This is a genomic window from Cupriavidus gilardii (assembly GCF_017598945.1).
GTDB lineage: Bacteria > Pseudomonadota > Gammaproteobacteria > Burkholderiales > Burkholderiaceae > Cupriavidus > Cupriavidus gilardii_E.
Map to the genome: position 1 here is coordinate 72,337 of NZ_JAGFTW010000036.1, position 19,103 is coordinate 91,439.

Consider the following 19,103-nt stretch of genomic DNA (forward strand, 5'->3'; position numbering starts at 1 on the left):
TCACTGCCTCGTCATCCTCGCCTGCTACGGTTGCCCGCTGCACAGCGGAGCGCGCATGACTGCAGAACGCGTCGAGCCGGGCTACGGCTCGGATCCGGTCGGCCTGGTGGCCGGCTATCACTTCAAGCCGGGCCAACCCGGCATCCCCATCGATTCGAATGCCGCCGTCGCGTGGCTGGCGCGCACGAACGCCGCGGACATGGCAGGCGATGGAGAAGACGGCGAATTCGTCTGGCTGCATTTCAATCTGGCGCACAGCGCGTGCGAGCGCTGGCTCAAGAATCGGCTGGCGTTGCCGGAGGACTTCTTCGAAGCCTTGCGGCAAGGGTCACGCTCGACCCGGATCGAACGGCTCGACAATGCGCTGCTCGCGGTCGTCAACGACGTCATCTACAACTTCGGCGCCGGCTCCAACGACGTGTCGACGATGTGGGCCTGCGCCGACCGGCGCCTGCTGGTGACCGCGCGCCCCAAGCCGCTGCGCGCCGTGGACCGGCTGCGGGCGGCCGTGCGGGCCGGCGAGGCATTCCACTCGCCGTTCGCGCTGGTGGTGCATCTGCTGCGCGATCAGGCCGACGTGCTCGCACAGATCGTGCGCGAGACCAGCGACGGGGTGGATCGCATCGAAGACCAGCTGCTGTCGCAGCGACTGCGCGGCAACCGCGCCGAACTCGGCGCGATGCGGCGCGCGCTGGTACGGCTGCAGCGCCTGCTGGCCCCGGAGCCCGGCGCCCTGTTCCGGCTGCTGAACAAGGCGCCACCCTGGCTGCAGGAAGCCGATCTGCAGGACCTGCGCGAGGCCACCGAGGAATTCTCGCTGGTGCTGGCCGATCTCGCCGGCCTGGTCGAACGCATCAAGCTGCTGCAGGAAGAGATTGCGGCAGCCGTCAACGAGCAGACCAGCCGCACCCTTTTTACCTTGACGCTGGTCACAGTGCTGGCGCTGCCGATCAACATCATCGCCGGCTTCTTCGGCATGAACGTCGGCGGCATTCCGTTCGCAGACCATCCACACGGCTTCTGGCTGCTGGTCGCGCTGGTGGCCAGCTTCACGATGCTGGCCGGACGCTGGGCCTTTCGCAAACGCGAGGACCGCTAGCGGGCCGTCCGTCATCGCGGCATGGCACGTCGGCCGCCGTTGTCATTCACCGGCGCGTTGTGCAGCGAGTCGCTGGATGGCCTCGCTGGCATGGCGGGCGAAGGCGTTGACGTCATCGCGCTGTGCCACCCAGTTTTCCTGCACCGCTTGCCCGCGATACGCGTCCCGCGCCGTCGCCAGCACGGTGCGAAGTTCGTCGGGAAGACGAGGCAGCAGCCAGTCCGCGGCGACATCCTTGGGCACGATGCTGTCGGTCGCCAAGGTGACCCACATACGTGCCAGCGTCAGCATGACATTGCGTTCGTCGCCGGAGAGGTTCGCCACCAGTGCGGGCAGGCTCTGTGCGATCGCGAGCCGGATATCGCCGGCCGGAATGCTCGGAAGAAATCGAGTCAGCGCCGGACCGAGCAATGCGCGGTGGCCTTGCAAGGCGGTCGCCAGCACCAGTGTCAAATCGGGATCGACGGTCGGCGCCGGCACCACGCCCGCTTCGAACGCGTCGCGCAGCCATTCGCCATAGACGAAATCGCTGTTCGGCGGATGGCGCCACGGCACGATGTCGTCGCGCACGATGATCGTGACCTCCGCATTGCGGGCCGGTCCGTGCTCCGCACGCTCGCCCGATACCTTCATCAGCGCGGCGACCAGTTGCCCGCGGGCCGGCGACGGCATCGGCCGATGCGTCAGCACCAGCAGATCGATATCGCTGGCCGGCCGCAGCCCGCCAGCAATGGCGGAGCCGAACAGGTAGGCGCCGGCGATGTTGTCGCCGAGCACGGACGTGACCACATCGAGAAGGCGCTGGGCTTCGGGCGGTATCGAATCGTTCGCAGTCGGGTGCATGGAATGGATTGTTGTGGCCGAAAGCATCGCAATACTAGCGTGCGGTCAGCGCTCCAACACCTCCCACATTCGCGGCATCCGTGCATCCCGCTCGATGACTCGGCCCGCTGCCAGCAGCCGTTGTTCGCGGAAGCTACCGGCCGACAGTTGCACGCCGGCCGGCAGTCCGTTGTCGATACCGGTGGGCACATGCAGACCCGGCAGGCTCATCGCGGCGATGGCAATCAGCGGCGATGCGCTGCACAAGGTGCTGCGCGAAGTCCGCGCGATGCTGGAACCGGCCCGTACCGGATCGGCGTTCGATCCCGCTGCAGCCAGGCGTTCTTCGCATCTGCATGACGGATCCGGGCGAAATCGCATTGCTGCCGCGCCTGCTCAACTACCTGCAGACGCAAGCGCCAGGTATCGACATCGAATATGCCTTTATCTACACAAATTGACCATGCGGTGAATCCGGCCGATAATCTCCGCATGAATTACGGCGAATACGTCTGGCAATCTCCGCACTGGCCGCGGTGGCACTACGACCTGGCCGCCTTGGCGGCGCCCATGGCGGAGACTACGCGTCAGCAGGGCCTGTTGCTTGGCCGTTTGGCCGATCTCGGCATGGGGTTCAGAAACGAAGCGAGCTTGGCCGTGCTGACCGAAGACGTGGTGAAGACCAGCGCCATCGAGGGCGAATCGCTGAATGTGGCATCGGTCCGGTCTTCGGTCGCCCGTCGGCTTGGCATGGATATCGGCGCACTGGCTCCTTCCGACCGACACGTGGATGGCGTCGTGGACATGATTCTCGACGCGACGAGCAATGCCCGGCTGCCGGTCGATGCGAGCCGACTTTTTGGCTGGCATGCCGCCCTGTTTCCGACCGGCTACTCGGGCCTGAGCCGTATCCGGGTGGCTGCGTGGCGGGATGACGCCAACGGGCCAATGCAGGTCGTATCCGGGCCGATCGGCAGGCAGCACGTCCACTACGAAGCGCCACCGGCCGACCGCCTCGAAGGGGAGATGGCGCGCTTCCTGGACTGGCTGAACCGCACCGACGAGGATCCTCCGCTGATCAAGGCCGGCATCGGTCATTTGTGGTTCGTTACGCTCCACCCGTTCGACGATGGCAACGGCCGTATCGCTCGCGCGATCGGCGACCTGCTGCTTGCCCGCGCCGACGGCACGCCGCAGCGCTTCTACAGCCTCTCTGCGCAGATTCAGCGAGAGCGGAAGGCCTATTACGACATCCTCGAGCGAACGCAGAAAGGCAGCCTCGATATCACCGAGTGGCTAGCCTGGTTTCTGACCACCTTGCACGCGGCCGTCATACAAGCCAACAAGACAATGGACCGGGTACTGCGCAAGGCACGCTTCTGGCAACAGGCGGCGACGGTGCCGATGAATGAGCGGCAAATCAAGGTACTGAACCGCTTGCTGGACGGATTCGAGGGCAAGATGACGAGCGCGAAATGGGCGTCCATCGGCAAATGTTCGAACGACACGGCGCTGCGCGATATTAACGAGCTGGTACAGCGTGGCGTGCTGCAGAAGTCGGCGGCGGGCGGCCGCAGCACAAGCTACGAGTTGATCGCGCCGGCAGAGAGCTGACGCGCCCAATTTTGACGGCCGCGGCGGCCGGCACGCTCAAGCCACCGCCGCCGCATACTGCGCCGTCAGCCCCGCGCACCGTTCCTTCAACAAGGCCTGCAGTTGCCGCACGGCCGGCGAGAACTGCTTGCGGTGCGGGCAGACCAACTGCAGCGGCGTGCTTTCGCCCGGCTCGTGCGGCAGCAGCACACTCAATCGGCCGGCCTGCACGTCGGCGCAGACGTCCAGCCACGACTTGTAGGCGATACCCTCGCCCTGCACTGCCCAGCGGCGCACCACGTCGGCGTCGTCGGTGTACAAGCTTCCCTTGACCTCGATCAGCCGACGACCGCCTGCGGTTTCGAATGGCCATTTGTCATAGACGCGGCCGCTCAGGTGATACAGCAGGCAGCGATGCGAGGCCAGTTCGTCCAGCGATTGCGGGCGTCCGTGCCTGGTCAGATAGGCCGGCGAGGCGATCAGCACGCGACGGTTCTCCGGCGCCAGCGGCAAGGCCACGTAGCTCGCTTCCTCGATGCGGCCATAGCGGATCGCGACATCGATCGGATCGCGGAAGACATCGGTGACGTGGTCGGACAAATAGAGCCGCAGCGTCAGGTCGGGATGGGCGCGGCGAAATTCGGTGATCCAGGGCAGCAGCACGTTGCGGCCCAGATCCGATGGCGCGGTCACGCGCAGCAAGCCGCTGAGCGCCGCGCCATCGCCATGCAGCCGGTCACGGCCCTCGTTCAGCATGGCCAGCACCTCCTGCGCGTAGGGCAGATAGCGCTCGCCTTCGGCCGTCAGGCGCAGGCTGCGGGTCGAACGGGCGAACAGCCGGATATCGAGATCGCGCTCCAGCCGCTTGACCGCGGCGCTGACCTGTCCCGGCAGCAGGTCGGCCTCGCGCGCCGCGCTGGAAAAGCTGCCCAGTGCGGCGCTGCGCACGAACAGGGCCAGGTCTTCCAGACGAATCATTTTCACTCCAGGAGAGAAAGTGCTAACGGATTTTACCGCTTACCGGATAGGCGGTTCCCGGAGCATGATGGCGTCGTCCTTCCATCCATCACGCCACGGAGTCCCCATGAAAGCCATCGCCTACCTGCAGCACGGCCTGCCGATCGACGACCCTGCCGCGCTAGTCGACGTCGATTTGCCGACGCCCGAGCCGAGTCCGCGCGACCTGCTGGTCGAGGTGCGCGCCATTGCGGTCAATCCGGTCGATACCAAGGTCCGGGCCTCGTCCCCTGTGGCGGCCATGCGCGTGCTTGGCTGGGACGCGGTCGGCAAGGTGGTTCGCGCGGGCAGCGCGGTCACGCTGTTCGCGCCGGGCGATGAGGTCTACTTCGCCGGCTCGATCACGCGCTCGGGCAGCAATGCGCAGTACTGCCTCGTCGACGAACGCATCGCGGCGCGCAAACCGGCATCGCTGTCGGACGCCGAAGCCGCGGCGCTGCCGCTGACGACGATCACCGCGTGGGAGCTGCTGTTCGACCGGCTGCGGGTCCCTGAGCACGGCGGCGCGGGCCAGCATCTGCTGATCGTCGGCGCCGGCGGCGGTGTCGGCTCGATCCTGACGCAGCTGGCGCGGCAGCTGACCGGCCTGACGGTGATCGGCACGGCTTCGCGTACGGAAACGCGCGACTGGGTCAAATCGCTCGGCGCCCATCACGTGATCGACCACACCAAGCCCTTGCGCGAAGAGCTCGAACGCATCGGCGTGCCGCAGGTCGAGCACGTCGCCAGCCTGACCCATACCGGGCAGCATTACCCACAATTGATCGACGTGCTCGCGCCCCAGGGACAGCTCGCCGTGATCGACGACCCCGCCACGCTGGACGTGATGCCGATGAAGCGCAAGTCGCTGTCGCTGCATTGGGAATTCATGTTCGCGCGGCCGATGTTCGAGACACCGGACATGATCCGCCAGCACGAACTGCTGACACGCGTCGCCCAGCTGATCGACGCCGGCACGATCCGCACCACGCTGGGCGAGCACTTCGGCACGATCAATGCCGCCAATCTGCGGCGCGCCCATGCGTTGATCGAGAGCGGCCGGGCGCGCGGCAAGGTGGTGCTGGAAGGGTTCTGAGCGCCGCCAATCCCCGATCCAACACCGAATACCGAACCATCCCGAATCAAAATCATTGCCAATGTCACTCTCCGATCTCGCCCGCACCCGCTATACGACCAAAGCATTCGACCCCACCGGCAAGGTTTCCGATGGCGATCTGCAGGAGCTGATCACGCTGCTGCGCTACAGCCCCTCGTCGGTCAATTCGCAGCCCTGGCATTTCGTGGTTGCAGGCAGCACCACGGCGAAGGCCCGCATCGCCAAGGCCGGAGCACAAGGGCCTTATGCCTACAACGCGCCGAAGATCGAGCACGCCTCGCATGTGATCGTGCTGTGCGCGCGCACCGGCTTGTCGGACCCGCAGCTCGACGCGATCCTCGATCAGGAGGAGCGCGACGGCCGCTTCCAGCTCCCGGAGGCGCGCGGCAACCAGCGCAAGACCCGGCAGGGCTTTGTCGATCTGCATCGCTACACGAAGAAGGACCTGCAGCACTGGATGGAGAAGCAGGTCTATCTGGCACTGGGCACGCTGCTGCTTGGCGCAGCCACGCTGGGCATCGACGCTACGCCGATGGAAGGCTTCGATGCGGACGCGCTCGATGAAGAACTGAACCTGCGCGAAGCTGGCTACACCAGCGTGGTATTGGTCAGCCTGGGCTATCGGGCGGACAACGACTTCAACGCGGCGCTGCCGAAATCGCGCTTGCCGGCGGAGACGGTGGTTCGGTTTCTGTGAAGGCCTGGGCTGGAAGTCACAACGCCATCAGGGCAGTCGATCAGCCGGGCTGATGCCCTTCCGGAGCGGCATATGGCGCGTACTGATTACTGTCCCTGGTCAGCAACTGCATCAGCCGGGGATGGATGAAAACCTTCTCCTTGCCGATCTGCATTTCCCGAAGCACGCCAAGCGCTGCCAATTCCCTGAGATAGCGCGAAGCGGCCTGCCGTTGCGCAATATTCTTGTCGACCAGATTTCCAATCCGGCAATAGGGCTGCTCGAATATCGCATCCACCAGTTCCCTGCTGTATATCTTCGGCAGTGCGGTACGGACGAATTCCGTAGTGTGTTCCGCCAGGCTGCGAATCGCAGCGATTTTTGCCGTGGTCCAGCGCGAGGTCTGCTCAACTGCTTCAAGCATGAACAAGACCCACGGCTCCCAAGCCTGGTGGCGCGTGACATCGAGCAGAAGCCGGTAGTAGTCGGCCTTGTGCGCGATGATATGGCGGCTCAAATATAGGATCGGCAGGTTCAACAGTTCCTGCTGAATCAGATAAAGGATATTGAGCACGCGGCCGGTGCGCCCATTGCCGTCGATGAATGGGTGTATGGCTTCGAACTGATAGTGCCCCACCGCCATGCGGATCAACGGATCGATGTCCGTCTCATCGTGAAGAAAGCGTTCCCAGTTGGCGAGCAAATCCCGCAATTGCGCTTCGCCCTCTGGCGGCGTGTAGATGACCTCTCCAGTTCGATCATTGGTCAGTTGCGTACCTGGTGTACGCCGGATATCGATGTCGGCGCCTTTGATCGTCCGGCATATATCGACAGCGGTTGCCGTACACAACGGCCGATCGGCCAACGACTGGAAACCACGATGCAGCGCCGCGCGATAACGTAGCGCCTCCTTCGTGGCGTGATCGGCGTTGCCGTCCAGCTGGGCGTGCTGAAACAGCTTGTCCGTCGTTGTCACGATGTTCTCAATCTCGGAACTGTCCTTGGCCTCCAGCAGTGGAATCGTATTGATCAGCATGGTCTGATTGGGAATCAGCTCGGCTGCCTGCTTCAATTCGGCAAGGGCGGCCCGGGCGGCAATACAGGCTTTCAGCACTGTCCGGGTTTCGAGATCCTCGGCTGGAGGAAGGACCGGAAGCCCGTTGAATGGCATGTCCGGCCGCCAAATTTGTGCATTACTGTCCATATACGAGTCCGCTGACGTCGTCGCGGGCGACACGAAGCGGGCCTCATGTCGCCAAAATGGGAAAATTGCGACACGTTATCACGTCATGTCGCCGCCAGCGACATATCCGGAAAACGTGTCGTCAAAACGAGATTTTTGCGACATGAGACCCCGTAGAGAGGCGAATAGGACACACCACGTCAGACATCGCCCGCTACCGTCGCGGCGTTCCGCTGCCTATGCTGCTGGATTCCCAGCATCACAGCACCACGAGGAACTGCCATGATCCCAGCCAAGCCCGTTCGTCCTGCGCTTTCCCTGAAGGCTTCCCTGCTCGCCACCCTGACCGCCGCCCTGCTAGCGGGCTGCGCCGGCGCCAACATGCAGGGACTGACGCAGGCCGGCGGCAGCCTGTTCACGGCCGCGACATTGACCGACGCCAACATCAAGACGCTGTCGGACCAGTCCTGCGCGGAAATGGACAAGAAGAACAAGATCGCCGATCCGTCGAGCACCTATGGGCAGCGTCTGAGCAAGATCATGGCGGGCCTGCAGAATACCGGCCTGCCGCTCGACGCCAAGGTCTACGAGACCAAGGAGATCAATGCCTGGGCGATGGCAAACGGCTGCGTGCGGATTTACAGCGGGTTGATGGACATGATGACCGACGACGAGGTGCGCGGCGTGGTCGGACACGAGATCGGCCACGTCGCGCTCGGCCATACCAAGGCGGCAATGCAGGTAGCCTACGCGACCGCGGCGGCGCGCGGCGTGCTGGGCGCGGCGGGAAGCGCGACGCTGAACGCGCTGTCGTCGTCGCAGCTGGGCGAGCTGGCGGAAACGCTGGTCAACTCGCAGTTCTCGCAGCGGCAGGAAACCGCGGCCGACGATTATTCCTTCGATCTGCTGACGAAGAACAAATCCAATCGTGAGGCGCTGGTGACGGCGTTCCGCAAGATGGCGGCGCTCGACGGCGGACAGTCGAGCATGCTCAGCACCCACCCCGGTTCGCTGCAGCGGGCACAGCATATCGAGGAGCGGCTGCGCGGCAGGAAATAACGTGGCGCCGGCGATCAGAGACGGCACACGCCGTCTCTGATCCGGCCGATGTCATCGCAGCTTCAGTGCGAATTCATCGCGATCAGCGCTTCTCGACAAAGGCCAGCACGGCCTCCAGCATCCGCCGCAACGTCGGCTGCAGCTTGCCCGCCAGCGCCTCGTCGTAGTCGAACGGATATTGCTCGCGCATATAGGTGCATTGCGACAGCTCCAGCTGGATCGCATGCACGCCCTGCGCGGGCTGTCCGTATTGGCGCGTGATATAGCCGCCCTTGAAGCGCCCGTTCAGCACCGACGTATAGCCTTGCGCGTCGGCCGCGATCTTCGCGACCTCCTCGGCCAGCGTGGCATCGCAGCTGGCGCCGTTGGCCGTGCCGAGATTGAAGTCGGGCAGCTTGCCGTCGAAAAAGCGCGGCAGCACCGAGCGGATCGAATGCGCATCCCATAGCGCGATCGTGCCGTGCTCGGCGCGCAGCCGCGCCAGTTCGCCGGCCAGCGCGTCGTGGTACGGGCGCCAGACCGCGTCGCGGCGCGCGAAGATCTCCGTCTCGTCCGGACCGACGCCATTGGCGTACAGCGGCGTCTTGTCGAAGGTATCGACCGGGCAGAGGCCCGTGGTGTCCTGGCCGGGATACAGATTGGCGTTGTCGGGCGGCCGATTCAGGTCGACCACGTAGCGCGAATGCGTCGCCATCAGGACCGACGCGCCGAGTTCGCGCGCGAAGTCGTAGAGGCGGTCCATATGCCAGTCGGTGTCCGGCACGGTACGCGCCTCGTCGGTCAGCCGGTCCGCGACCGACGGCGGCAGGTAGGTGCCCACATGGGGCATCGAGATCAGCAGGGGGCGCGTGCCGCGCTGCAGCTTGAAGGCCGGGGTATCGGTGGAGAAGGAAGTCATATTGCTGCTGCGATCGGTATCGCGGCCGGCCGTTTGCTTGATGGCGCGTGGCCGGTAGCGATATCAGGGTTCGTTTTGGATGCGGTCCGCGGCGTCGGCGTGATGATCGTCATGGCGCCAGCAGGCTGGCACGGGCACTGGCGAAGGCCGCGCCCGCTTCGGCCTGCAAGGCATGGGCGCCGCGCTGCACGCGGCAGCGTCCCGCGCTGCGGACTTCCGCTAGTGTCTCATGGCCGTGATTGGCGAACACATGCGCGGCCAGCGCCTGCTCGCCGCGCAGGCCGGCCAGCGTGGGATGGCTGGCGTCGAGCACGACGAAGTCCGCCTGCTGGCCGACGGCCAGACCCGCGACCGCACGGCCCGCGGCACGCGCTCCCCCGGCGACCGCATCGAGGTAGAGCCGGTCGGCCACCTGCGGATGCTGGCTGGAAGCGAGCACGTTGCGCTTCTGCAGTGCCAGCCGCTGCCCGTATTCGAACAGCCGCAGCTCCTCGCTGACGCTGACGCTGGCATGGCTGTCCGAGCCGATCCCCCACGCCCCGCCCTGCTCGAGATACGGCGCGGCGTCGAACACGCCGTCGCCGAGATTCGCTTCGGTGGTTGGACAGATGCCGGCCACCGCGCCGCTGTGCGCGAGGCGCCGGCGCTCGTCCCAGTCCAGATGGGTGGCATGCACCAGGCACCAGCGCACGTCGACCGGCGCATGGTCCAGCAGCCAATCGACCGGACGCTTGCCGCACCACGCCAGGCATTCGTCGACCTCGCGCTGCTGCTCGGCGATATGGATGTGCACCGGGGCGGTCGGGTCCATCGCATGCAGTCCGGTCACCGCCGCGCGCAGGCTGTCCGGCGGGACCGCGCGCAGCGAGTGCGGCGCGAGGCCAAGCCGCGCCGTCCCGGTGCACACAGGCGCCAGCCGCTGCAGCAGCGCCAGCATCGCGTCGGTCTCGTGCAGGAAGCGGCGTTGCTCGGCCAGCGGCGGCTTCGGGCCGAAGCCCGCGCTCTGGTACAGCACCGGCAGCAGCGTGATGCCGATGCCCGCGCGCTCTGCCGCGCGCAGCAGCCGCAGCGACATCTCGGCAGGATCGGCATACGGCGTGCCGTCGGCCTGGTGATGGACATACTGGAATTCGCAGACGCTGGTATAGCCGGCGCGCAGCATCTCGATATAGAGCTGCGTGGCGATCGCCTCCAGCGTCTCGGGCGTCAGCCGCAGCGCGAAGCGGTACATCAGCTCGCGCCAGCTCCAGAACGAATCGTCGGCCGCCGAACGGAATTCGGTCAGGCCGGCGAAGCCGCGCTGGAACGCGTGCGAATGCAGATTGGTCATGCCGGGCAGCACCGGACCCGCGGCGCGGGGCGTATCCGCAGCCCGCGTGGCGTCCGGCGTCACCGCGGTCAGCTTGCCGTCGGCATCCCAGCTCAGCAGCACATTGCTGGCCCAGCCATCGGGCAGCAGCGCCTCGGCGGCGAACAGCGTTTGGTCGGATGAATCGGGGTGAGGCTTCATCGCGAAACTCCTGCGGGTCCGGTGAACACGCGCCCCTGGCGTACCACCGCGGCCAGCGGGTTGCGGCCGAACCAGTAGGCCAGCTCGGCCGGCGAATCGATGCGCCACAGCGCGAAATCGGCGCCGCGTCCCGCCGCCAGCAGGCCATGCCGATCGCTGGCGCCGAGGGCGCGCGCCGCGTGCTTCGTCACACCGGCCAGCACCTCGGGAACCGTCATGCGGAACAGCGTGCAGGCCATATTCAGCATCAGCAGCAGCGAGGTCACGGGCGACGTGCCGGGGTTATGGTCGGTGGACAGCGCGATCGGCACGCCGTATTGACGCAGCAGCGCGATCGGCGGCAGATGCGTGTCGCGCAGGAAATAGTAGGCGCCGGGCAGCAGCACCGCCACCGTCCCCGCCTCGGCCATCGCGGCGACGCCGGCTTCGTCCAGATGCTCCAGATGGTCGGCCGACAAGGCGCGATAGCGGGCCGCCAGGGCCGCGCCGCCGAGGTTGCTCAGTTGCTCGGCGTGCAGCTTCACTGGCAGGCCATGTCGATGCGCGGCCTCGAACACGCGCTCGGTCTGTGCCGGCGAAAAGCCGATTCCTTCGCAGAACGCGTCGACTGCATCGACCAGACCTTCCTGCACCAGCGCCGGCAGCATGGTGTCGCAGACCAGCGCGATGTAGTCGTCCGCGCGATCGGCGAATTCGGGCGGCAGCGCATGCGCGCCGAGGAAAGTGGTATGGACCGCGACACCGAACGCCTCGCCCAGCCGCCGCGCCACACGCAACTGCTTGCGCTCGGTGGCCAGGTCGAGCCCGTAGCCCGACTTGATCTCGATCGCGGTGACGCCTTCGGCCAGCAGCGGCGCCAGCCGCGTCGCGGCCTGTGCGAACAGCGCGTCTTCGTCGGCGGCGCGCGTCGCACGCACCGTCGACACGATGCCGCCCCCAGCGCGCGCGATCTCTTCGTAGCTGGCGCCGGCCAGCCGCATCGCGAATTCGTCGGCGCGCTGGCCGCCGTAAACGAGGTGCGTGTGGCAGTCGATCAGGCCCGGCGTGATCCACGTCCCGTCGGCATCGTGATGCGGCAGGCCGCGGTAAGCCTCGGGCAGATCGGCCTGCGGGCCGAGCCAGGCGATGCGGCCGCGCGCCACGACCAGTGCGGCATCGCGAATGGCATTGGCCGGATCGGCGTCGGGCAGCAGGTGGCAGCGATGCCAGACGCCGTCGGCCGACGGCGCGGCCGATACGCTGGCGTCGACAGCGAAGGCTTCAGTGGACTGCGTCATGACTTGTTTCCCTATCGGAGGACGGCTGCGATGACCGCAGCCTGACGACGAGACAACGGGCGCCCGGGTCCACAGGCTGCAAACGGAAGGCGCTGCCTGGCGGCAGCATCATGCCGCTGCCCGCTGTCAGCGATGCGTCGTCGACGTCGCGCGCATCATCGTATCGCCAGGTACCCGCCAGCACGTACAGCACGACCGTGGTGTCGTGCTCCGCATCGGTATGCGCGATCGCCTCGCCAGTAGACACGACGCTCGCCCGACAGCGGCCGCGGCGCGTCATCACGTTGAAGTCGCGCGTCGGCCCGCCCAGCAGCGTGGCATCGACCGTCGCCTCGCCGGCAAACGCGAATGGCTCGCCGACCGTCGCCAACCGATGGTCGAAGCTGCCATCGCGGGCGCGCAGACGCACGCCGTCGCCGTCGAGCAGCACGATCTGCCGGTCGATGCCCGGAAACGCCGAGAACGGGCCATCGGCCGCGATGTCGGCGATGCTCAGGCGCCAGTCGAACGCATCGAGCCCGGCGGCGGGTGGCCACGCGGCGATCTCGCGCGTGGTGCCGCCGCCGTTCTTCCACGGCATCGGTGTCAGCTCGGCCAGCGCAAAGCGCCGTGGCCGCCGTGACAGCGGTGGTACCGATGACGCCGCGCTCATCCGCGATTGACCATCGGCAGGTTCAGGCCCTTCTCGCGCGCGCAGTCGATCGCGATGTCGTAGCCCGCATCGGCATGGCGCATCACGCCGGTGGCCGGGTCGTTCCACAGCACGCGCTCGATGCGGCGTGCGGCCTCGTCGGTGCCGTCGCAGACGATCACCACGCCGCTATGCTGCGAGAAGCCCATGCCGACACCGCCGCCGTGGTGCAGGCTGACCCAGGTCGCGCCGCCGGCGGTATTGAGCAGCGCGTTGAGCAGCGGCCAGTCGGAGACGGCGTCCGAGCCGTCCTTCATCGCCTCGGTTTCGCGGTTCGGCGAGGCCACCGAGCCGCAATCCAGATGGTCGCGGCCGATCACCACCGGCGCCTTCAGCTCGCCCGACTTGACCATCTCGTTGAAGGCCAGGCCCGCGCGATGGCGTTCGTCCAGGCCGACCCAGCAGATGCGCGCCGGCAGGCCCTGGAAGGCGATGCGCTCGCGCGCCATGTCGAGCCAGCGGTGCAGGGGCTTGTCCTCGGGGAACAGCTCCTTCATCTTGGCGTCGGTCTTGTAGATGTCCTCGGGGTCGCCGGACAGCGCGACCCAGCGGAACGGCCCCTTGCCGCGGCAAAACAGCGGGCGGATATAGGCCGGCACGAAGCCCGGGAAGTCGAACGCGTTCTTGACGCCCTCGTCGAACGCGACCTGGCGGATGTTGTTGCCGTAGTCAAGCGTCGGCACGCCCATCTGCTGGAAGGCCAGCATCGCCTTGACGTGTTCGACGATCGACGGGCGCGCCGCCGCTTCGACCGATTTCGGATCGGCCTTGCGCGCGGCCTCCCATTGCTCGACGGTCCAGCCGGCCGGCAGATAGCCGTTGACCAGATCGTGCGCCGAGGTCTGGTCGGTGACGATGTCCGGACGCATGCCGCCGGCCTGCGCGCGCTTGACCAACTCGGGCACGATCTCCGCGGCATTGCCCAGGAGGCCGACCGAGATCGCCTGCTTGCTGGCGGTGGCCTCGGCGATCATCGCCAGCGCCTCGTCCAGCGTGGTGGCCTTCTTGTCGAGATAGCGCGTGCGGATGCGGAAATCGATGCGCGACTCCTGGCATTCGATCGCCAGCACGCAGGCGCCGGCCAGCACGCCGGCCAGCGGCTGCGCACCGCCCATGCCGCCCAGGCCCGCGGTCAGGATCCACTTGCCGGACAGGTCGCCGCCGTAGTGCTGGCGGCCGGCCTCGACGAAGGTCTCATAGGTGCCCTGCACGATGCCTTGCGTGCCGATGTAGATCCACGAGCCGGCGGTCATCTGGCCGTACATCATCAGGCCGGCGCGATCGAGCTCGTTGAACTTGTCCCAGTTGGCCCAGTGCGGCACCAGGTTGGAGTTGGCGATCAGCACGCGCGGCGCATCGGCATGCGTGCGGAACACGCCGACCGGCTTGCCGGACTGCACCAGCAGCGATTCGTCCTCGCCGAGCCGGCGCAGGCTGTCGAGGATTGCATCGAAGCATTCCCAGTTGCGCGCGGCCTTGCCGATGCCGCCATAGACCACCAGGTCCTGCGGGCGCTCGGCGACGTCCGGGTCCAGGTTGTTCTGGATCATGCGATAGGCGGCTTCGATCAGCCAGTTCTTGCAGTGCAGCTCGGTGCCGCGCGGCGCACGGATTTCGCGCTGGCCGCGGGCGAGGAATTGCTGTTCGTTGGCGTTCATGTTCGGTTCTCCTGCTTTGGTGGTGTCTCGTTCGGTGGTGTCGGGCGGGGTCGGTTTGCGGGCGCCGCTGCCCACTCCCCTGCCCCTCTCCCGCCTGCGGGAGAGGGGATCGGTATGCATGTCCTGGTGCTTTGCTTGCCTTCCCTCATGCAACGAAAGCTTGCGGTTTGCTCCCCTCTCCCGCTTGCGGGAGAGGGGCCGGGGGAGAGGGCAGCAGGCGCGCAAACAGCCGCCGGCATGTCCTTGATCACTGCGCTTCGCCCTGCGCCGGCAGCACGGCCCGCACGGCCTGCGGCCAGCCTGCGCCGGCGTCGCCCTGCAGCACCCACTGCTTCATCGCCTCGATATCGGGCGCCAGATAGCGGTCGACCTCGACGAAATCGACGCGCGCGCGGATGCGGGCCAGTTCGGTCTCGACCAGCGGCGAGGACTTCAGCGGACGATGGAATTCGATGCCCTGCGCGGCGGCCATCGCTTCGATGCCGACGACAACGGCGGTGTTCTCCGCCATATCGCCGAGCCGGCGCGCGCCGTAGGTGGCCATCGACACATGGTCTTCCTGGTTGGCCGAGGTCGGCAGGCTGTCGACGCTGGACGGATGCGCCAGCGACTTGTTCTCGGACGCCAGCGCCGCGGCGGTGACCTGGGCGATCATGAAGCCCGAATGCAGGCCGCCGTCGCGCACCAGGAAGGGCGGCAGGCCCGACAGGCCGGTGTCGAGCAGCAGCGCCAGGCGGCGCTCCGAGATCGCGCCGATCTCGGCCAGCGCCAGCGCGATGATGTCGGCGGCGAAGGCCACCGGCTCGGCGTGGAAGTTGCCACCGGACACCACGTCGCCCTGTTCGGAGAACACCAGCGGGTTGTCCGACGCGGCATTGGCCTCGATCTGCAGCACGCGGGCGGCGTGGCGAAGGTTGTCCAGGCAGGCGCCCATCACCTGCGGCTGGCAGCGGATCGAATACGGGTCCTGCACGCGGCCGCACTCGCGATGCGAGTCGACGATCTCGCTACCGTCCAGCAGCGCGCGCACCGCGCCGGCGACCGCGATCTGGCCGGCCTGGCCGCGCGCGGCGTGGATGCGGGCGTCGAACGGCTTGACCGAGCCCTTGATGGCTTCGAGCGACAGCGCGCCCGCCACCAGCCCGGCGGCGAATACGTCCTCGGCGGCGAACAGGCCCGCCAGCGCCAGCGCGGTCGACACCTGGGTGCCGTTCAGCAGCGCGAGGCCTTCCTTCGGCCCCAGCTCGAAGGGCTTCAGGCCGGCATGCGCCAGCGCTTCGACGGCCGGCAGACGGCGCCCGTCGACGATCGCCTCGCCGACGCCGATCAGCGTGCACGACAGATGCGCCAACGGAGCCAGGTCGCCCGACGCGCCTACCGAGCCCTTGGCCGGGATGCAGGGCGTGACGCCGTGATTGGCCAGCGCCAGCAGCGCCTCGATCAGCTCGGGGCGCACGCCCGAATGGCCGCGCGCGAGACTGACGGCCTTGGTCGCCAGGATCAGGCGCACCGTATCTTCGGGCAGATCGCGGCCGGTGCCCACGCTGTGCGACAGCACCAGGTTGCGCTGCAGTTCGGCCAGCTTGTCGTGCGGGATGCGGGTGTTGGCGAGCTTGCCGAAGCCGGTATTGATGCCGTAGACGACCGCGTCGGTGTCGACGATCTGCTGGACGGTGGCCTGCGCGGCGCGGACGTCGGCCCAGGCGGAATCCGCCATGGTCAGGTGCACTTCGCCGCGATAGATGCGACGCAGTTCGGCCAGGGTCACCTCACCGGGATTGAGGGTCAGCGTCGGGCGGGATTGGGATGCGGAGTGTTGCGCGGAGTGTTGCGCGGTGTGTTGCGTTGTCATTGTATGGTCCTGTCTATACAGCTTGGTACGGCTTAAATCAGCTTAGGTCGAATCGAGATCGAAGTCAGGTTCGGAAGCGTCCGGGCGAGGCGGCGATCAGCTCGAAGGCCGCGGCGCTAGCCGAACGCCGGATTGCCATCGGCACGGAAACGGCTGCCGAGGCGATAGCGGTTGCCGGGATGCAGGCAGCGCACGAAGGTCACCGGCGTGCCGGCGGTCCAGGTACGCCGCGTCAGCAGCAGGCACGGTTGGGTCACCGGCATCTCCAGCTGGCTGGCCTGCTCGGGCGTTGCCGCGACCGCGTCGACCACGTGCTCGACCTGGTCGTAAGGCACGTGCCGCAGCAGATATTCGCCCGGCTTGACGCCGCTGAAGTCCTGGTTGATGAAGTCGGGCGCCACGCGCGGGTTCACGTAGCGGTCCTCCAACTGCACCGGCACGCCGTCCTCGCGATGCACGCACACCGAATGGAAGACCGATTCGCCGGTGCGCAGGTCGAGCGCCGCCGCCACCTCGATCGAGGCCGAGGCGCGCTCGACCAGGATCACGTCGCAGGCGTAGTCGTGCCCGCGCATGCGGATCTCGTCCTGCAGATTGACGACCGACAGCAGCGTCGACTGCGGCTTGTGCTCGGCGACGAAGGTGCCGACGCCCGCAACCCGCACCACCCTGCCCTGCTCGGCCAACTCGCGCAGCGCGCGGTTGACCGTCATGCGCGACACGGCGAAGCGGTTGACCAGCTCCTGCTCGGACGGCACGCGATCGCCCGGCTGCCAGGCACCGCTCTGGATCTGGCGCGCGATGTACTCCTTGACCTGCTGGTACAGCGCGGTCGGCGTGGCATCGGGCGACGGGCGGTGGCCGTTGGCGTCGGGGCGGGTAGCGGTGCGGCGGGTGCCGGCTTCTACGGTCATGGTCAGTGGATCGGTGGTTCGATGCGCGGTTCGATGGGCGGGTCGATGAGCGGGCCGATGGACTTCAATCGCCGGCTCAATGCTCGGCCGAGGCCATCGCCTCGGCACGGATCTCTTCGGTCAGCCGCGCCTTCAACGCCGAGAATTCCGGCGAGGTCTTGATCGTGTAGTGGCGCGGATGGGCAAAGTCGACCGCGATCTCGGTCTTGATCCGTCCGGGCCGCGCAGAGAATACCGCAACCCGGTTCGCCATGAAGATCGCCTCGTCGATATCGTGCGTGACGAACAGCACCGTCTTGCGCGCGCTCTCCCAGATGCCCAGCAGCAGCTCCTGCATCAGCACGCGGGTCTGGTTGTCCAGCGCGCCGAACGGCTCGTCCAGCAGCAGGATCTTCGGATCGTTGGCCAGCGCCCGCGCGATCGCGGTGCGCTGCTGCATGCCGCCCGACAGCTGCTTCGGATAGTGATGCTCGAAGCCGCGCAGACCCACCCTGGCGATGAAAAAATCGCTGCGCTCGCGCTGCTCGGCAACGCTCATGCCGCGCTCGCGCAGGCCGAAGCGGACGTTCTGCTCGATCGTCAACCACGGGAACAGCGTATAGGACTGGAACACCATGCCGCGGTCCGCGCCCGGTCCCGTGACCGGCTCGCCGTCTAGCAGCACGCGGCCCGAGGTCGGCGTATCGAGGCCGGCGACGATGCGCAGCAACGTCGATTTGCCGCAGCCGGACGGCCCCAGGATGGTGACGAAGTCGTTCTCGCGGACCTCGAAGTCCACCGGCAGCAAGGCCTGGGTCTGGCCGCCGCGCGGATTGACGAAGGTGCGCGACACCTGCTGGATCGACAGCGCGCTCATTGGATGGTGCTCCACGGAAACAGCCGCTGGTTGGCGAGCTTGAACAGCAGGTCCGAGACCAGGCCGATGCAGCCGATCACGATGATGCCGAAGATGATCTGGCCGGTGTTCAGCAGCGCCTGGCTGTCGGTGATCATGTGGCCGATGCCGGACGACGAGCCGATCAGCTCGGCGACGATCACATAGGTCCAGGCCCAGCCGAGCACCAGCCGCAGGATTTCCGCGATGCCGGGCGCGGCGCCGGGAATCAGCACGCGCTTGACGATGCCGGCGCTGTTGGCGCCAAGCGTGTAGGCGGCCTCGACCAGGTCGCGGCGTGCGCCGCCCACCGTCACGGCGACCATCAGCACGATCTGGAAGAACGAGCCGATGAAGATCACCAGCAGCTTCTGCGTCTCGCCGATGCCGGCCCACAGAATCAGCAGCGGAATGAAGGCGGACGCCGGCAGGTAGCGGCAGAACGAGACGAACGGCTCGAAGAAGGCTTCGGCCGCCTTGTAGGCGCCCATCAGGATGCCCAGCGGCACCGCCAGCACCGCGGCCAGCACGAAGCCGCCCAGCACGCGCCAGACCGTCATGCCGATGTCGCCGAGAAAACCGTACTCGGTAAACAGCAGCCACGCTTCGCGCGCCATCGTCATCGGATCCGCGAGGAAGGTCGGCGGCACCAGCCCGCCCAGCGTCACCGCGCCCCAGACGGCGAAGAACAACACGAAAAAGCCCAGGCCAAGCACCCAGCGCGTGCGCGGCGAGACCGGCGTCAGCGGCGTCAGCCACGGATGAGTCCGGCGCGCACGCGGCGCGGCCGGCATCGTCCTGGCGGCCGCCGGAAGCGGATTCGCCGGGCTGTCGGGCGCGACGGCCCGCAGCGAATCGGCGTGCAACGGTTGTGTCATCGCTGC

The 19,103-nt window shown here is 67.0% G+C and carries 18 protein-coding genes; 5 read left to right on the forward strand and 13 right to left on the reverse strand.

Features of this window, described 5'->3' with window-relative positions; translation table 11 throughout:
• Positions 1–55: 55 nt before the first annotated feature.
• Positions 56–1,099: a transporter gene (locus J5T34_RS12215; RefSeq protein ID WP_208579985.1), complete on the forward strand. Its 1,044-nt coding sequence runs from the start codon at positions 56–58 to the stop codon at positions 1,097–1,099.
• A gap of 42 nt (positions 1,100–1,141) precedes the next feature.
• Here J5T34_RS12215 and J5T34_RS12220 read toward each other — a convergent pair whose 3' ends face one another.
• Positions 1,142–1,942, reverse strand: a complete 801-nt coding sequence (locus J5T34_RS12220; RefSeq protein ID WP_208579986.1) for an aminoglycoside adenylyltransferase family protein — start codon at positions 1,940–1,942, stop codon at positions 1,142–1,144.
• Between the two features lie 45 nt (positions 1,943–1,987).
• Positions 1,988–2,302, reverse strand: a complete 315-nt coding sequence (locus tag J5T34_RS24115) for a hypothetical protein (protein ID WP_208579987.1) — start codon at positions 2,300–2,302, stop codon at positions 1,988–1,990.
• Between the two features lie 111 nt (positions 2,303–2,413).
• Here J5T34_RS24115 and J5T34_RS12230 point away from each other — a divergent pair, with 111 nt between their 5' ends.
• A complete protein-coding gene (locus tag J5T34_RS12230) occupies positions 2,414–3,535 on the forward strand; it encodes a Fic family protein (protein ID WP_208579988.1) in 1,122 nt (373 codons plus the stop codon).
• Between the two features lie 36 nt (positions 3,536–3,571).
• On the opposite strand, the gene J5T34_RS12235 is transcribed toward J5T34_RS12230, so the two are convergent.
• Positions 3,572–4,492: a LysR family transcriptional regulator gene (locus J5T34_RS12235; RefSeq protein ID WP_208579989.1), complete on the reverse strand. Its 921-nt coding sequence runs from the start codon at positions 4,490–4,492 to the stop codon at positions 3,572–3,574.
• Positions 4,493–4,598: 106 nt separating this feature from the next.
• On the opposite strand from J5T34_RS12235, the gene J5T34_RS12240 reads away from it, so the two are divergent.
• Together J5T34_RS12240 and nfsB are read left to right on the forward strand one after the other, a co-directional pair.
• A complete protein-coding gene (locus tag J5T34_RS12240; protein ID WP_208579990.1) occupies positions 4,599–5,606 on the forward strand; it encodes a zinc-binding alcohol dehydrogenase family protein in 1,008 nt (335 codons plus the stop codon).
• Between the two features lie 61 nt (positions 5,607–5,667).
• A complete protein-coding gene (gene nfsB, locus J5T34_RS12245) occupies positions 5,668–6,324 on the forward strand; it encodes an oxygen-insensitive NAD(P)H nitroreductase (RefSeq protein WP_208579991.1) in 657 nt (218 codons plus the stop codon).
• A 40-nt stretch (positions 6,325–6,364) separates the two neighbouring features.
• Here nfsB and fic read toward each other — a convergent pair whose 3' ends face one another.
• Positions 6,365–7,507 (reverse strand): protein adenylyltransferase Fic, encoded by a 1,143-nt coding sequence (gene fic, locus J5T34_RS12250; protein ID WP_208579992.1) that lies wholly within the window; start codon positions 7,505–7,507, stop codon positions 6,365–6,367.
• Between the two features lie 360 nt (positions 7,508–7,867).
• Between fic and J5T34_RS12255 the strand changes: the two genes are divergently transcribed.
• Positions 7,868–8,545: a M48 family metallopeptidase gene (locus J5T34_RS12255; RefSeq protein WP_279633766.1), complete on the forward strand. Its 678-nt coding sequence runs from the start codon at positions 7,868–7,870 to the stop codon at positions 8,543–8,545.
• 82 nt (positions 8,546–8,627) lie between these two features.
• Here the strand turns inward: J5T34_RS12255 and hutG are convergent, their stop codons facing one another.
• The 9 genes from hutG to J5T34_RS12300 form a co-directional block, all read right to left on the reverse strand.
• Positions 8,628–9,443, reverse strand: a complete 816-nt coding sequence (gene hutG, locus J5T34_RS12260) for an N-formylglutamate deformylase (protein WP_208579994.1) — start codon at positions 9,441–9,443, stop codon at positions 8,628–8,630.
• A 109-nt stretch (positions 9,444–9,552) separates the two neighbouring features.
• On the reverse strand, positions 9,553–10,953 hold the full coding sequence (locus J5T34_RS12265) for a formimidoylglutamate deiminase (RefSeq protein ID WP_208579995.1): 1,401 nt from the start codon (positions 10,951–10,953) through the stop codon (positions 9,553–9,555).
• Entirely contained in the window at positions 10,950–12,230 is a 1,281-nt protein-coding gene (hutI, locus tag J5T34_RS12270) for an imidazolonepropionase (protein ID WP_208579996.1), read from the reverse strand. The genes J5T34_RS12265 and hutI overlap by 4 nt, the downstream gene beginning before the upstream one ends.
• The gene (locus J5T34_RS12275; protein WP_244258864.1) at positions 12,214–12,810 is read right to left on the reverse strand and encodes a HutD/Ves family protein; all 597 of its coding nucleotides are present in this window, start codon (positions 12,808–12,810) and stop codon (positions 12,214–12,216) included. The genes hutI and J5T34_RS12275 overlap by 17 nt, the downstream gene beginning before the upstream one ends.
• A gap of 68 nt (positions 12,811–12,878) precedes the next feature.
• Entirely contained in the window at positions 12,879–14,579 is a 1,701-nt protein-coding gene (gene hutU, locus J5T34_RS12280; RefSeq protein WP_208579998.1) for a urocanate hydratase, read from the reverse strand.
• Positions 14,580–14,826: 247 nt separating this feature from the next.
• Positions 14,827–16,431 (reverse strand): histidine ammonia-lyase, encoded by a 1,605-nt coding sequence (hutH, locus tag J5T34_RS12285; protein WP_208579999.1) that lies wholly within the window; start codon positions 16,429–16,431, stop codon positions 14,827–14,829.
• 116 nt (positions 16,432–16,547) lie between these two features.
• A complete protein-coding gene (gene hutC, locus J5T34_RS12290) occupies positions 16,548–17,345 on the reverse strand; it encodes a histidine utilization repressor (RefSeq protein ID WP_244258865.1) in 798 nt (265 codons plus the stop codon).
• 76 nt (positions 17,346–17,421) lie between these two features.
• Entirely contained in the window at positions 17,422–18,201 is a 780-nt protein-coding gene (locus J5T34_RS12295) for an ABC transporter ATP-binding protein (RefSeq protein WP_174104480.1), read from the reverse strand.
• Positions 18,198–19,097, reverse strand: coding sequence for an ABC transporter permease (locus J5T34_RS12300; protein WP_208580000.1), 900 nt, complete (start codon positions 19,095–19,097; stop codon positions 18,198–18,200). The genes J5T34_RS12295 and J5T34_RS12300 overlap by 4 nt, the downstream gene beginning before the upstream one ends.
• Between the last annotated feature and the right edge of the window lie 6 nt (positions 19,098–19,103).